This window comes from Dehalogenimonas etheniformans, from assembly GCF_014672715.2.
Classification (GTDB): Bacteria; Chloroflexota; Dehalococcoidia; order Dehalococcoidales; family Dehalococcoidaceae; genus Dehalogenimonas; species Dehalogenimonas etheniformans.
Genome location: NZ_CP058566.2, coordinates 1,786,261 through 1,800,023 on the forward strand (window position 1 = coordinate 1,786,261; position 13,763 = coordinate 1,800,023).

Here is a 13,763-nt window from a genome sequence, read left to right on the forward strand (position 1 = left end):
AGTATGGAGAATAGTGTACAGGTTGGAAAATTCCGATCCGTACACTATTTCGAAGGATTTACTACCGGTTGGCAGACACTTTGCGATAGCAGTCGCTACAATAGACGGGTTTGCCATTACGTGGTTCAAAGGGAACCTGAGTAGACTTGCCGCAATCTGAACAGACTGCAGGATACATTTGACGGGGAACGTAAATGTTATTGTAACTGGTGCTGTTACCTGTGTTGCCGCCGCGCTCCGTTTTGCGTGCTGTTCTACAAGTAGGACAACGTTTCGGGTCGTTTACGAAACCTTTGGATTGATAGAATTCCTGTTCAGTGGCGCTGAATTCGAAATTCACTCCACAGTCGCAACAAGGAATTGATTTTGTTTGGAAGCTCATTAGATGACCTCCTCTCTTTATTATTAGTCAGAGTCGGGGTCATCCAGTACTCAGGGAATCTGAAGAGGTATTCCGGAAAGTGCTATAACCTAAACTGCAACCTTAACCACTATATACCCATTAAGGTTGGATAGCAAATCTCGAAGCACCTTCTATCTAATCACCAATCATCGAAGTGGAGATTGGCACCCAATCTTTTTATCTCGTCGTAGCTCTTTTTTTGATTGGAAAACTTAATAGCGGGGAGAACCTGCCTGGCGACCTCGAGTTTTACTACTTGCAGCAGATTTCTTTTGGAGATAAGGTTCTAATTTCATGGGCTTTCCACAGCAAATAGGCCCTTCAAATGACATACTGCATGAGACATAATCAATGACAACACCCAGACCGCACGTCTCGCAGGTCAACTTTTCCCCTTTCACTGGGATTCTCTTTTCCGAAGCGGCTTGAACCGGAACAGATACATCTTTTTTGCTGGGCATGTGACTCCGCCTTATTAGGTTTACGTAATCTAATTATCTTTTAATTATACTATAATTGTATGTTCCAAAAAGGCCAACCAATAACTTAAAGAGGGGTCAATATTTAGCATTGACCACCCACATCCATTTTCACTCGTTGCGGCACAGTCATTCCACGCTTTTATTGCAAGAAGGCATTAGCCCGAAGGTCATCTCAGAACGGCTTGGGCATGCAAACGTCAACACGACAATGAACATTTACGCTCACGTGACCCCGGGAATGCAACGGGAAGCAGTTGAAGTGTTTGACAGAATATTGGAAAACAGAATAGCAAAAGAATAGCAAGTCAGATAAAACGGCAGTTGGAAAAACCGATAATTGAGTAAATTACGTTCAAAGTTGGTACCCCTGGGGCGATTCGAACGCCCGACACGCGGTTTAGGAAACCGCTGCTCTATCCAACTGAGCTACAGGGGCTCAAAGCTAATTTTTGAAGAGTTGGCGACATTTTGGCGACAGAATTTTTTACCACACCTGCCGGGAGTACTCCATCCAATAATGCCATCGCATCTTCTTGCATACCGCTTATTATATGGGAATAGACGTCCATTGTGAAAGCAACCGAACTATGCCCCAGTGCTTCCGAGATAACTTTGGGCTTGGCGCCACGGAGAAGCATGAGTGAGCTAAAAGTATGCCGCAAATCATGGAATCTTACGCCTTCCAACCCGGCACCTTTCACCAGCTTGGTAAAGGCATGAGTTAAACTGCACGGATCCACCGGCCGGCCTTCAATACCGGTAAATACCAGGGCGTCCAGCCCGAGCTTCTGTTTAAGATCCGCATAGAGCTCCTCGCGTTGCGCCCGGTAACCCCGGAGGAATATTGCCAACTTGGGAGTCATGGACACCCGGCGCCGGCTATGGGCTGTCTTGGGCTCTTTGAAAAGGCAAACACCGCGGCGCTTGTATAAGACCTGGTTGACCGATATCGATAAGAAGTCGAGGTCGAGATCTCGCCACCTGAGCCCCAGAAGTTCAGCTTGCCGGAGTCCACTACTTAAAGCCATATAGATCACCGGGTAGTAATGGCTGGATTGAGCTGACTCAAGGAGGACTTCGACCTCACCAGGGGTCAAGGTCCGCATGGTTTTCTTCCGAGGGGCTGGTGGATCTACGAGCTCGGCCGGGTTTCTGCCGAGATAGCCTTGCCTGACAGCGTACTTGAGCGACTGGAAGAGTACCCGGTGATGATGATGGACCGTCCTCGCTGACAGGCTCTCGCAGGCCTTGCCGTAATATGCCTGGATAGACTGGGGGTGAAGCTGTTTCAACTTGATTGAGCCAAGCGCTGGAATGAGGTGAACATCGATAATCGACTGGTAGCCATCCAACGTCCGGGGCGAGCAGTTGGTTTTGACGTAGCCTTTGAGCCAGTTTTGAAAGTGATCGGCCACAGTGAGACGGCCGGACTGGGAATAGGTTCCCTTATCGAGGCTGACCAGCAGATCGTTGAGCCGACGTTGGGCATCTGAGCGGCGGCCGCGGACCGTTTCGTAATGCCGTTGACGCTTCCCACCAGGCCCTTGGCCAGTATCCAGGATGATCTGCCAGGACTGCTTACCCTTGCTGCGGATGTAGCCTCTCATTGGTTGCCTCCGGTTGCTTGCTTTTTCGCTCGTTCTCTAGACCAAACCGTTCGCCTGTCGCAACGTGAGCAATAGCGCTGATTGCCATGTCCCCAATGTAAACTTCCGCATGCTTTACATGTCTTGATGTGTCTCTTTTTTGCTTGATATTCTTCTAAAGAGAGCGTCGTTAATAACCCCAATTGGTAATGACAGACATCGAAAAGGGATTTAACACTGAGATAGAACTTTGGCCCGAGAAACGTGTAGTGTAAAGAAATACCGCTGAGTTGTTGATCTAGACACATTCCAACATTCTGTCTGATCGCCTCGAGCATATTCATATTTTCTTTTTCGAGATATTTTGTTCTGAACTGGTCAGCTGTCAATGGCTTCAAGAAAAATGGGTGCGTTATTAGGAGCCAGGTAAGGTGTTTAAGCCGGTCAGTTGACTCGATGTCCGTTTTCGAAATTTCGATTTCACGTAGTAGGTCATTGATTTCAAATAAGAGATAAATAGTCGCAATACTGATCTTGAATTTTTGTAGCGGATAACCCCATAAACCATGTGTGTATGCATCCCCGCTATGTCCAGGTAATCCCCATTCCTCCAGCCATTTGACAACTCGTTTCAAAGGGATTGCACCCTTAAATGATTCTGTCCACGAAGGCGAAGTCGTCGTAAAGTCTTCCCAATTCCAAGCTACTGTCCCATCTATCACATCGATTGTTGAAACAAGCAAACGATTGTAATCATCCGGCCTTAATTGTTTGCTATACAGCCGGTCGACGCGTTTTCCGGGCCAATCCGTACTATTTTCGTCGTCGATTATATGCAGGGTACCGTTAACGCCCATCAAAGAATAAGCTTTAGCATCCAACAGATAACCGACGTTCAGATCTGAATTGATCACTTCCCCAGGAGGGAAGATGTACCGAAACTCAGACGCATTATCAGACGAATATGCCATATATTTTCGTCTGAATAGAGTATACCCTATAAAACGAAATGTCAAGATGGAGGAAAAAATGAAAAGTATCTTAAGGGAAAAAAGAGAAGCCCTTGGGATTTCTCAGGTCAGGCTTGGGAGTTTGAGCGGATTAGCAAATAACGTAATCTCAGATTTCGAACGAGGAGCGAGGCGGCCTTGGCCTCGAGCACGGAAGGCCCTTGCCCGGGCGCTGCGCGTCCCGGAGGCCGAGCTCTTCCCTGAGGTTGGCGTGGAGGCTGGTGAGGGAGGTGTCCAGAATGGCCACTAAGGAAAGCTCCACTAGCCTCACCATGACGATCCCCGAGTTCGCCAAGGCCGCAAACATATCTCCAGGACTGGCCTATGATCTAGCCCGGAAAGACGATCTACCGGTCAAGGTAATCCATTTTGGCCGGCGCATGCTGCTCTCCCGCCGGGCGGTCGATGAATTGCTGGGGACATCCACCCAGAACGGCGCTTTGGCTTGAAGAAGTATTTTTCAAGAAATAATGAATAAGGACTGACAAATTGGCTAGTCCCCAGCTTGAAAACGGCTTCCTCCGCATCGCTTGCGAATTGATTGAGGCAATCTCTCGCACACGGTTTAGCCCGAGGGAGAGTCAAGTATTCTGGTCGGTTGTCCGGCGGACTTACGGATGGAATAAGAAGGCTGACCGGATCTCATATAGTCAACTCGAAGAGTCAACAGGTCTCAATAGACGCCATATCGCAGATGCGCTCTCTCGTTTGATTCGCCGGAACATCATCTCCCGCTGTGGATCAGGATACAAGCTTTCTTACGGAATCCAGAAGGATTACCAGCTTTGGATTGTTACCGATAGGGGCAATAATTCAAAGCTATCATTACCGAAGGGGGCAACAAATAGAATCATTACCGAAACCGACAAAGGTTCATTGCTCCCGGGGGCAACAAAATCATTACCGAAAAGGGAACACACAATAGATAAAAAAACATCTTCAAAAAACAACCCTCGAGAGGATTTCCAAAAGCCTGCAAAACAAGCCTTTGGCGAATTTAAAAACGTCCTCTTAACGGCCGAAGAGCGCGAGAATTTGACGGCTAAGTTGGGGTTGGCTGCCGCGGAAGCCTCCGATCTGATTGAGCGCCTCTCGGCTTACCTCGAAAACCATCCCAACAAAAAATACGCCAGCCATTACGCAACGATAAAAACGTGGGCACTTGACGATGTAAAGAAGCGGACCGCCGCGGGCCCCCGGCAGGATAGATTTACAAATCTACCTCCTGGCGCTGACTTAAAAAAATGGGAGAACGTGTAGATGGAACAGAATTTTTTAGAAAAAGCAGCTGAAAACTTGGGCAAACTCAAACCTACCGCGACCTGTGAAACATGCGGAGCCACAGCTTATAGCGGTGCCGAGCTCGAACATGAGCCGCGCTGCCTGAAGGACCGCGAAAATTGGATGCGCCGGGTGATCTCCTTTTCACAACTCCCGGCTAACAAACCACGGACCTTTGATGGTTTCAAGAAAATTGATGGTACTGCAAAAGCTCTCGCCGCGGCTAAGTTGTACTGTGATCCGGCACAGCGCCGGCATCCATTCCTGACATTTATCGGTCCTCCTGGGGTCGGCAAGACCCATCTGGCCCAAGCGATCGGTTGGTGGTGGGCTGAGAGTTTGAAGTTCAATTTTCGTTATGTCCAAGCCGAGAAGATGCTGGACCAACTCCGACGATGTTTCGACCGGCGAAGCGACAGTCCGGAGGATGATTTTGATACTCAACTCAATTTCCTCTGTAAGGTTCCGCTCCTCATCTTAGATGATCTAGGCACCGAATCATCGAGCGACTGGTCCAGGGCGAAACTGCAATCGGTCATCGACGACCGTTATGAGAACGGGCGATTGACCGTTGTGACCACTAACGACCCAGCAAAAATACCTTCGCGCGTTCTCTCAAGGTTAAGAGAGGGCGTAATTGTTGCCATTGATGCGCAGGATTACCGATTAACAATAGCATCAGAAAGATCAGTGTAATCACTCAAGAGGCTGGTGGAGTAATGCCGATTGCAACCGAGAAAGACCTGCCGCGCCGGGATATGGAAATGATAGCGAACTCCGGGGCCGTCTGTGGCACATGCGGCGCCGTGCTGACGGTGGCATGGGGTGGAGAACTCGGCTGGATCCTCCGCTGTGGCCGCAGCCTGGAGCACAATACCATGCGGCGGCTCAGTGCCAAATCATCAAAAGAACTCGAGGGCGAGAAAGTTTACAGGAGAATGAAGATGCAAGGAACCGAACTCACCACCATATCACCCGAGAAGATGTTGGCCGAGCGCATGCCGGCAGCCATGTTTCCCCAGTCTATGTCCATGGAACAGCGCCTTTTCATTGCCAAGATCGCCGTGAGCTACGGCCTGGACCCGATGATGAATGAGCTGACCGTCTACCAGGGGCAGCCGTTCGTCAGCCTGGCGGCTCGACTCAGGAAGGCTCAGGAGACCGAGCAGCTTGATGGCGTGGACATGCGCCCGGCTACCACTGAGGAAAAGACCGGTCGCGGCCTTGAGGCTGGTGATTACCTCTTTATGGCTGAGGTGTGGCGCAAAGGCAGCTCCCGGCCGTTCATGGGCTGGGGGACTGTCAAGAAAGCGGAGATCGATCGCGCGGTAGGGAACGCCCGGAGCAATAACCGCGATCCGTTCTTCCTTCCCCTGGTTAAGGATCCGGCTTCGATGGCCGAGAAACGAGCAATAGCGAAAGGCCTCAAACTGGCTTTCCACCTGCCGCTACCTTCCGTCGAGGACATCGGCGGCGAAGATCCTCTCATGCCTGACTCTTCCCCAGTCCCTCCGGCGGTTCCGGTATCTCGTGCCAATACTCACCCCCAGTCTATTCCCAGCAACACGCCCCCAGCCTGTTCGGTGATCATCGACCAGTCTCCCGCTGAGGGAATGGTGCAACCTTCTGAAAATCCTGAGCGTGCGGCCACCAGGCCCTCAGCCAAGCCCACCAGGGACCCGGCCAGCATAAAGATCTTGGCCGACTGCTGGAAGGCCTGCCATGAGGACTTCGGGCTTCAACCAAAGGATTGCTTGAGAGAGCTGGGAGCATCCAACCAGGCCGATATCGTTACTACCCCTTCCGAGTGCTACCTGGTTTTGAAGAAACTGAGGGAGGACCAGGGAAGGGGTGGAGGCGGGTAAATTCTTCGGAGCAAACGTTTTTCCAAACCGTTTGCCCAACTACGCGCACAAAATCGCAGTTGAGATGAAAGGGGATTAAAAATGCCGAATCATAAAAAACCTACCGCCATGCGCCGCTTGGAGGGCAATCCAGGGAAGCGTCCTTACAACGAGAATGAACCTCAGATCTCGGCCTCCCAGCCCTCTTGTCCCTCCCACCTCACCAGCCCAGCCCGGAGAGAATGGCAGCGGATCGTGCCGATCCTGGCCCGGGTAGGCGTTCTGACTGAGATCGACCGGGCGGCACTGGCCGCCTATTGCCAGGCATACGGTCGTTGGGTTGAAGCGGAGAGGCTAGTGAAAAAAGAGGGGATGGTGAAAGAAACTGCCAATGGATATCCGATAATCTCGCCTTACTTGGCCATTGTTAACAAAGCCCTAGAGCAAATGCACAAGTACCTGGTGGAGTTCGGGTTGACTCCTTCCAGCCGGTCCAAGGTCAGCGCGGTCCCCATGGTAAAAGAAGAGGATCCGCTTGAGACGTTGATGCGCGAGGCCGAGGAGAGGGCTGGTATAACAGGTTGAAGCGGCCGGTGAGCCTATACGAATGTTCCAATGCGATCGTCCAGGGCGATGTTATCAAATGCATCGCTGGCCATCATCTCGCCCGAAATGGGGAAGTCTGGGCAGACCGGCTGCAATCCGGGGAGGAGCTGGTATTTCAGGTCTGCCAGAATTGTAAGGACCTTGACCGGGCTGGCCGGCCGGTACCGGAAAAAGAAAGAGGCTGGTGACGATTACACCAGCCTCTTTCTACAATGCACTTGAACTTATACCCCCCTTTGCTAATTTCCCAGACAGAAAAATCTAGCTGTCAATCCGCTTTAAACCGAACGCTTTTAGAGTTTTGATGAGGCTTATCCCCTTTGTATATCCGGACAACCAGGAGATGCAATTTTCGCCTCCCGGTTGTGATAATTGCCCATTTTAACGCTCATTTTCCTGTGATTTGCACGCAGTTTTGAGCCTTCACCAGCCCCGCTCCAGCTTTGAGCTTACCGGCTATGATAGTCTTTAGGTCATTCGTAATCGGGTCAGTTGGCGGGATAAACCCATTGAGGATCATATCCGCGGCGATCTTCGCGAAAGACTGCAGCTCTATGCTGGCTCTTTCCTCCGGGGAGCTGCCGCGGGCCCACCCGCCCTTACCCTTGCTGCCATCTTTTACCGGTTGGCCATCGTCGTAGAGTTGAATCACCTTGCGGTGAGGGTATTCCTGGCCGCCGGCCGTGACGAACTTGGAAAATTCTACATCAGCGTCGAGCTCGGCGCCGTCTTTGATGTGCTCGAACAAGGCTTTAGCTGTGCATTCAAAAGGAGACTGGGGGCGGCTCTGCACACCAGCCATTACGGCTGTGAATTCGACTTTTGGCACGGCGCCGTTCTGCCCCTGGAAGGTCTTATCGACTGGTGAACCTACCACCAGGAGCTTGAGCCGTTTTACTTGTTTTTCTAATGTCTGGGCTGCCATGATTGTCCTCCTCTTATTTTGTTGTGACCCTGATCGTTTCTTCCTGCCAGGCCTTAATACCCGGAACGCCGCCACCAGCCTCAATTACCTTGCGGATCCTGCCAGCATCGAGCACCTTGAACTGCTCGGGGACCTGCGCCTGGTCGACGCATTCCCACTTCCAGATCTTCGATGTACCGGCTGTCCCCAGGCTGCCACGGACGTTTTTGGCGACGAAAGGGACTGGTAATTGAGAGACCGATTCGGAGATCTCCCCAGTCCCCGAAAGCTCGGCCTCACGCCGGGCGGCCTCTTCCCTGAGCCGGTTGATCTCCTCTATCTCCCGGCGTTTTCGCTCTTCTTCCTGATGGTAAGCCAACAGCTTCTGCCGGTTTATCAGATCGGCGGCTTCAAACGGGGCCAGAAGTCCTTTGACAGTCTCCCGGACCGCTTTCAGGTGGGCATTGATAGGGTCGGTGTACTCTTTGCCCTTCTCTTCGACAGCCTTCTTAAACTTGGCGATCACGGCCAGATCGTCGGCAGCATCCTTGGCGGATTCCTGGCTGGCGATGATGCGGCCTGTGGCCAGGTTGTTAAGGCAGACGCCTTGGCTGAAAAGATCGCGGAGTACAGCATCAGCGTCCGGCGATACCCTAATGAGTGCCGTTATCGGCTCCCCAGCCTCTCCCCTCAGTTCAACCGGAGGCTGGGGACTCTGGCGATCCTCCTCCCAGGGCATTGGGTTATTGATGTTTAGTGTCATGGTTGTTGTTCCTCCTTGATATTTTTCGAAAAATAATCTGCTAGCTTGGCCGTGCCGCTTCGAAACCCATGGAGAAGACGCAAGCCTGATGCTGCAGCTCATCATCTTCACCAAGTACGAAAGTGGCTGGTGAGGTCTTGAGATAGTTGACGATGTATTCCCTGGTGGCCACCCGGATCTCCCCAGTCAATTCGAGATTGTCGAGGATGCTTTCGATCGTTTTGTCAGTCTCCCCTTCCTGTTCTCTCCAGCAAATGGTATAGGCGCCGTGGGGGCCGATGAATTCATGGATCTTGGTAACAGCCATTTTTTGTTTCTCCCTTTCGTTTATTCTCCATGCTGGAAGAGATCTACTCTCCCAGCATCATGGCCAGTTTCAGGGCTTCGACCGCTTCCCTGGAGGCTTCAAGCCGGGCATCGATGCAGCCCTGGCACTCAAAGACCGGCACGTAACCTTGGCCGCCGATGTATTCGAAATATCCAACCAGGTCTGTCCCGGTATGGCCGCATTCGCAGCAGCTCTGGAGTTCCTTTGTCTCAGTGATCGTCATGGTGGTCATTTTCTTGTTCCCTTCTTTATTTCTACCAGTATTCTACCATTATTATAGTAGTATGTCAATAGGTTTTTAAAATATTTTTTGTAGATTGTATTTACTTTACTGGTAGTTAGTGCTAACATCTGGCTTGAAGGAGAACGGACATGAAATTAAGAGAAGCAAGAGCTAATGCCTTAATGACAGCCCAGAGTTTGGCTGATAAGGGGGAGGTATCCGTGGCAACCATCAACAAAATCGAGCAGGGGGCCTGGTTACCATCCCTAAAGACAGTGAAGAAGCTGGCCGACGTCCTGGGGATTAAGCCTGGTGACGTCGAAGAATTCCAGGCCGCGATCAATAAAGCGGCTGGGAAGGGTAAGTAATGTACGGGCAGCCCAAGAATCCACGCCGCCAGGCTGCCGGCGCCAAAGGAGGACGAAAGGTCGTTGAGATCTTTGGCGTCGAACATATGCGTGAGATCGGGCGCAAAGGCGGGCGTCCCCGGCTGCCAACGCTCGAAGAAATGAGGGCTAAGAACCCTCCACCTCAGCCTGCTTCCGGCAGCCTACGCGATCTCAAGAAATGGTTCCGGGAAACCTTCGGGAAGAAATAACCCAACTGGATGCTCCATGTACGGAACAATCGCATAAAGTTGGCGACAATTTGGCGACGAAGTAAAAGCAAGAGGCGGCAACCAGCCGCCTCTTTAGCTTTGTGGAGATAATCTAAAAACCTGTCAACCAAACGTTAGGCGAGGCCTTGATAAGCCTCGCCTAGAATTAGGAAACCGCTGCTCTATCCAACTGAGCTACAGGGGCATAATTTACGATTATATCAATAAACTGGTGCGCCTGTGAACTAGTCAATAAACACACACAAGCCGGATGTCGCTGGCTTTCGATGACAGGATTTGAAGTCAAACGAACCTTCTCCCGGTACCACAGAGGATTATTTGGCCTTTTTTGATTGGGTCGCGGCTAAGACCGCAATTTGCTGCCTGTTTTTCAATTCGAGTTTTTGAAGGATGTTTTTTACGTGTACCTTAACTGTGTGTTCGGATATGAACAATTTGCTGGCAAGCTCTTTGTTCGTTGCCCCTTGTGAGACTAATTCGGCAATCTCTAATTCTCGCTTAGACAAAATAGAAGCAATAACTGAGATCGGCTCGGGCTGGTCCGGCTCGTTAACAGGCACAGGGGTTTGGTGCTGGAGAAAATCAACAGAAGTTTTGACCGCCTCCGGACTATCGATAAACCTTGTTACAACCTCCTTAATAAAACGGCTATTGGGAATGATCACCAAATTGCCTTCAGGGGTCAATACCTCAATATTCTGCCAATTCAATTTAGAAATGATGCCCTGCAACCCATTTTGAAGCTTAATCGATTCCCCAACCCCGATGTGTTTCCACATCGCCAATTGTAAGGCTGCCGCGTAATCAGGACCTGTGTCCCTGAGAGCCAATAACAAAAGAACTGTGAGCCCTGCAATAAAGATCAACAACGGACTTGTTTCAGCACCCCATACCAAGAGCAACACCAAGACTGTGAGTACCAAAACTATGATCACTAACGAGACCTGAATCGCTCTCGTGGCGCCGGGAAGGTTCAATCGCTGACCATAAAAACTCGCCAGGCTCTGAAGAATATTGAGCAACGTAAGCATTACCGCGAGTATCGCAAACGATAAAAGCGCATTCGGCGGTGCATATCCCCATCCTCCCGACCAGGGAGCGGCTAACAAACCGGCGTGGGCACTTATCAAAAGTAGAAAGACAATCGCCGACCGCTTGATTCCGGAATAGAGACTGGAGAATACCGGATGGTTGTGCTTTTTGGTCCAGGACTCGATTTTATCAAGAGCAAATCTTAAAAGCAGCCACAGAATCACGGCGCTAAAGATGAAAACAGCGACGGGCACGACCAAGTTGACCAAAAATCGAATCAAAGCCAAATACCTTCTGATTTATTATATCATCACCTCTTGGAATAGCCCGATAACACATAACACCGGACCGAACGGAAAAAAGATCTAAACATATGCGATCACTCCACAATTCGCATATTTCACATGATGTCGGCCGGCGGTTGAGATGGATTTCGGTAATACCAGGCCGCGTAGTACTATTGTGAAGAGGAGGAAACATGTACGCATTTAAACGAGAAGTCGAGGGGTCTTTTGAAGATGCAGTGACCAGGGTTAGAACCGAACTTAAAAAAGAAGGTTTCGGGGTTATTACCGAAATCGACGTGCAAAAGACAGTTAAAGAAAAACTAGGCGCTGATTGTGAAAAATATATAATCCTGGGGGCATGCAACCCGCCATTCGCATACAAAGCAATAATGGCGGAGAGGGATATCGGATTGTTCATGCCATGTAACGTCATTATTTATGAAGAAAACGGAAAGGTTTTTGTGGCCTCCGTAAAGCCCACCCTGGCTATGAGCATGACCGGTAATCAGGCTCTGGAACCTCTCGCCCAACAAGTAGAAGCAAAACTGAAGAAGGCGATCGATAGCGTTTAGATGAGGGCTGACGTCCGTTGCCGGAAAATCCGCACATAGGCTATAATGGCCTTTGGCTCAGGCGCCAGCGTAGCTCAGTCGGTAGAGCAGCTGTTTCGTAAACAGCAGGTCGGAGGTTCGAGCCCTCTCGCTGGCTCCACTATTTGACGCGGCAAACACCTGGTCCAGTCAAAAAAATAAATTCCCAGGATAAAGAAATGGCCAATAAGTTCAGTGAGCAACTGGAAAAAATAATCCGTGGCGGTTCCCGCCCTTTGGGTTTCGGACAGTATGCCGCCCCTGCCAAACCAAGGCTCTTCGTTTTGGCCGAAGCCCAAACCATGGATAACGGCATCAAATTAAAGGGCATAGATGCCGTTCTGGTACCGGGCCCCTGCAAATGTCCAGCCAAAAAGTCCGAAATCCTCATGGGCTGCTCGATTCGAGAAAATATCGAGCACAAAGGGTGTGATTTCGTCGTGCTTGACCTTGAAGGCGCTATCGTCGGTATCGAAGAAAATACCGCACGTGTTCTTCAAATCGGAGGCGATCTCACCGACGCTCAACTTCGGGCGTTGGGCGGATTGGATGCCGCAGCGCTGATCGCCGACGCCGGACTTGGCGATTCGCTGATTTTCCGAGACCTCCTGGCAGTGCAACGGTTGGTGGATTTCTACGGCAAAACGCTGTTGCTCAGACTGCCGAAGATCTATGGGAAAGCTGAAATGCAGGCTCTTTCAGACCGCGGCATCGCCGGTGTGGTCGTTGATGGGGCCAAGATCGATACCGCCGCGCTGCGTAAGGCAATCGAGGAACTGGAACCGAAGAAAAAGGGCAAAGAAAAGAGCACCGCAATTGTAAACTGCCCGCCGCCCGCGGCACACACCGAGGAAACCGAACCGGAAATCGAGCCAGACGAAGACGAATAGGGCGAATAACCAAGGTACAAGAGACAACCAATCAGGATTACTAGTCAGTAAAAGTGTCCTTTGGGGGTAATATGCCGACGCTGTTCGTCGTCGCGACGCCAATCGGTAACCTGGAGGATATAACCCTCCGGGCGATGAGAATTCTCAAAGAGGTTAGTCTCATCGCCGCCGAAGACACCCGCCACACTCTAAAGCTGCTCAACGCCATGGGCATAAAGACGCCCCTGACCAGCTATTATGAGCACAACAAGTCGACCAAATTGGATTACGTCCTTGACCAACTCGAAAAGGGAGATGTTGCGCTGGTTTCGGACGCGGGGACTCCGGGCATCGCCGACCCGGGTAGCGAGCTTATCGCCGCGGCTATCAAACGGGGATTCAGGGTAGAGGCGGTTCCCGGCCCTTCCGCAGTGATGACAGCGCTGGTAGTCTCAGGGCTGCCGACGGCGCAATTCAAGTTCATCGCTTTCCTGCCGAGGAAGGTTTCCGAACGGCGGACAGTGATCCAGGAATTGTCCGGTGAGACGGCTACCATTGTGTTCCTGGAGGCTCCGCACCGGTTTAGAACGACCGCTGAGGCACTTCTGGAGGGGCTAGGCGATCGGAGGGTGGCGATCTGCCGCGAACTCACCAAGATCCATGAGGAAGTATTCAGGGGCAAAATTTCAGATGCACTGGCGCATTTCATTGAACCACGGGGTGAGTTCGTTTTAGTAGTTGAAGGCAAAGGGATAGTCGAAGCGAAACCCATGCCTGTCAACGAAGTCGAAACCCAACTATGCAAGTTGAAACGAAACGGGGTTAGCGCCAAAGAAGCAACAACCATGTTGGCAGACAAAATGGGGCTGTCACGCCGTGAATTGTACAAGGCTTGGCTTAAATTGGAATAAAACTATATAATACTAGGATATTTCT

Annotated in this window: 22 protein-coding genes and 2 tRNA genes; 14 read left to right on the plus strand and 10 right to left on the minus strand. The window is 50.9% G+C overall.

All coding sequences use genetic code 11. The features are described from left to right. Window positions 1-61: 61 nt before the first annotated feature. Window positions 62-382, minus strand: coding sequence for a CxxC-x17-CxxC domain-containing protein (locus HX448_RS08905; RefSeq protein WP_102331554.1), 321 nt, complete (start codon window positions 380-382; stop codon window positions 62-64). Window positions 383-615: 233 nt separating this feature from the next. After that, window positions 616-864 (minus strand): hypothetical protein, encoded by a 249-nt coding sequence (locus tag HX448_RS08910; protein WP_162486013.1) that lies wholly within the window; start codon window positions 862-864, stop codon window positions 616-618. Window positions 865-973: 109 nt separating this feature from the next. Between HX448_RS08910 and HX448_RS08915 the strand changes: the two genes are divergently transcribed. Then, the gene (locus HX448_RS08915; protein ID WP_226846747.1) at window positions 974-1,186 is read left to right on the plus strand and encodes a tyrosine-type recombinase/integrase; all 213 of its coding nucleotides are present in this window, start codon (window positions 974-976) and stop codon (window positions 1,184-1,186) included. Between the two features lie 58 nt (window positions 1,187-1,244). Here HX448_RS08915 and HX448_RS08920 read toward each other — a convergent pair. The 3 genes from HX448_RS08920 to HX448_RS08930 all read right to left on the minus strand — a co-directional run bounded on the left by HX448_RS08920 (window position 1,245) and on the right by HX448_RS08930 (window position 3,442). Beyond that, a tRNA-Arg gene (locus HX448_RS08920) sits at window positions 1,245-1,321 on the minus strand. After that, window positions 1,299-2,492 (minus strand): tyrosine-type recombinase/integrase, encoded by a 1,194-nt coding sequence (locus HX448_RS08925; RefSeq protein WP_102331556.1) that lies wholly within the window; start codon window positions 2,490-2,492, stop codon window positions 1,299-1,301. Before HX448_RS08925 ends, HX448_RS08920 begins: the two co-directional genes overlap by 23 nt. Beyond that, complete coding sequence (locus tag HX448_RS08930) at window positions 2,489-3,442, minus strand: hypothetical protein (RefSeq protein WP_162486014.1); 954 nt, start codon at window positions 3,440-3,442, stop codon at window positions 2,489-2,491. Before HX448_RS08930 ends, HX448_RS08925 begins: the two co-directional genes overlap by 4 nt. 58 nt (window positions 3,443-3,500) lie before the next feature. Between HX448_RS08930 and HX448_RS10725 the strand changes: the two genes are divergently transcribed. The 7 genes from HX448_RS10725 (at window position 3,501) to HX448_RS08965 (ending at window position 7,400) form a co-directional block, all read left to right on the plus strand. Next, window positions 3,501-3,731 carry a helix-turn-helix domain-containing protein gene (locus HX448_RS10725; protein ID WP_162486015.1) on the plus strand — a complete coding sequence of 77 codons (231 nt, stop codon included), beginning with the start codon at window positions 3,501-3,503 and terminating at the stop codon, window positions 3,729-3,731. Then, window positions 3,721-3,930 carry a MerR family transcriptional regulator gene (locus HX448_RS08940; protein WP_102331559.1) on the plus strand — a complete coding sequence of 70 codons (210 nt, stop codon included), beginning with the start codon at window positions 3,721-3,723 and terminating at the stop codon, window positions 3,928-3,930. The genes HX448_RS10725 and HX448_RS08940 overlap by 11 nt, the downstream gene beginning before the upstream one ends. 40 nt (window positions 3,931-3,970) lie before the next feature. Further along, complete coding sequence (locus HX448_RS08945; RefSeq protein WP_162486016.1) at window positions 3,971-4,741, plus strand: replication protein; 771 nt, start codon at window positions 3,971-3,973, stop codon at window positions 4,739-4,741. Beyond that, window positions 4,742-5,458 carry an ATP-binding protein gene (locus HX448_RS08950; protein ID WP_102331561.1) on the plus strand — a complete coding sequence of 239 codons (717 nt, stop codon included), beginning with the start codon at window positions 4,742-4,744 and terminating at the stop codon, window positions 5,456-5,458. A 23-nt stretch (window positions 5,459-5,481) separates the two neighbouring features. Beyond that, on the plus strand, window positions 5,482-6,627 hold the full coding sequence (locus HX448_RS08955; RefSeq protein WP_102331562.1) for a recombinase family protein: 1,146 nt from the start codon (window positions 5,482-5,484) through the stop codon (window positions 6,625-6,627). 81 nt (window positions 6,628-6,708) lie between these two features. Beyond that, window positions 6,709-7,191 (plus strand): phage terminase small subunit P27 family, encoded by a 483-nt coding sequence (locus tag HX448_RS08960; protein ID WP_102331563.1) that lies wholly within the window; start codon window positions 6,709-6,711, stop codon window positions 7,189-7,191. 8 nt (window positions 7,192-7,199) lie between these two features. Beyond that, window positions 7,200-7,400, plus strand: a complete 201-nt coding sequence (locus tag HX448_RS08965) for a hypothetical protein (RefSeq protein WP_162486017.1) — start codon at window positions 7,200-7,202, stop codon at window positions 7,398-7,400. A 200-nt stretch (window positions 7,401-7,600) separates the two neighbouring features. Here the strand turns inward: HX448_RS08965 and HX448_RS08970 are convergent, their stop codons facing one another. The 4 genes from HX448_RS08970 to HX448_RS08985 are packed head-to-tail and all read right to left on the minus strand — an operon-like array spanning window position 7,601 to window position 9,439. Then, complete coding sequence (locus HX448_RS08970) at window positions 7,601-8,137, minus strand: hypothetical protein (RefSeq protein ID WP_102331565.1); 537 nt, start codon at window positions 8,135-8,137, stop codon at window positions 7,601-7,603. A 13-nt stretch (window positions 8,138-8,150) separates the two neighbouring features. Beyond that, entirely contained in the window at window positions 8,151-8,879 is a 729-nt protein-coding gene (locus HX448_RS08975) for a hypothetical protein (protein WP_102331566.1), read from the minus strand. 40 nt (window positions 8,880-8,919) lie between these two features. Then, window positions 8,920-9,186, minus strand: a complete 267-nt coding sequence (locus HX448_RS08980) for a hypothetical protein (protein WP_102331567.1) — start codon at window positions 9,184-9,186, stop codon at window positions 8,920-8,922. Between the two features lie 43 nt (window positions 9,187-9,229). After that, a complete protein-coding gene (locus tag HX448_RS08985; protein WP_102331568.1) occupies window positions 9,230-9,439 on the minus strand; it encodes a hypothetical protein in 210 nt (69 codons plus the stop codon). A 140-nt stretch (window positions 9,440-9,579) separates the two neighbouring features. Between HX448_RS08985 and HX448_RS08990 the strand changes: the two genes are divergently transcribed. Both HX448_RS08990 and HX448_RS08995 read left to right on the plus strand, forming a co-directional pair. Further along, entirely contained in the window at window positions 9,580-9,798 is a 219-nt protein-coding gene (locus tag HX448_RS08990; RefSeq protein ID WP_102331569.1) for a helix-turn-helix transcriptional regulator, read from the plus strand. Next, complete coding sequence (locus HX448_RS08995) at window positions 9,798-10,028, plus strand: hypothetical protein (protein ID WP_102331570.1); 231 nt, start codon at window positions 9,798-9,800, stop codon at window positions 10,026-10,028. The genes HX448_RS08990 and HX448_RS08995 overlap by 1 nt, the downstream gene beginning before the upstream one ends. 335 nt (window positions 10,029-10,363) lie before the next feature. Here HX448_RS08995 and HX448_RS10645 read toward each other — a convergent pair whose 3' ends face one another. Next, window positions 10,364-11,368 (minus strand): LuxR C-terminal-related transcriptional regulator, encoded by a 1,005-nt coding sequence (locus HX448_RS10645; RefSeq protein ID WP_190259864.1) that lies wholly within the window; start codon window positions 11,366-11,368, stop codon window positions 10,364-10,366. 191 nt (window positions 11,369-11,559) lie between these two features. Between HX448_RS10645 and HX448_RS09005 the strand changes: the two genes are divergently transcribed. From HX448_RS09005 to rsmI, 4 genes are all read left to right on the plus strand, one after another. Continuing rightward, entirely contained in the window at window positions 11,560-11,940 is a 381-nt protein-coding gene (locus tag HX448_RS09005) for a DUF302 domain-containing protein (protein WP_102331571.1), read from the plus strand. A 63-nt stretch (window positions 11,941-12,003) separates the two neighbouring features. Next, a tRNA-Thr gene (locus HX448_RS09010) sits at window positions 12,004-12,079 on the plus strand. A gap of 58 nt (window positions 12,080-12,137) precedes the next feature. Further along, window positions 12,138-12,848: a hypothetical protein gene (locus HX448_RS09015; RefSeq protein ID WP_102331572.1), complete on the plus strand. Its 711-nt coding sequence runs from the start codon at window positions 12,138-12,140 to the stop codon at window positions 12,846-12,848. Window positions 12,849-12,919: 71 nt separating this feature from the next. Further along, window positions 12,920-13,738 (plus strand): 16S rRNA (cytidine(1402)-2'-O)-methyltransferase, encoded by an 819-nt coding sequence (gene rsmI / locus HX448_RS09020; protein ID WP_102331573.1) that lies wholly within the window; start codon window positions 12,920-12,922, stop codon window positions 13,736-13,738. The last annotated feature ends 25 nt before the right edge of the window (window positions 13,739-13,763 follow it).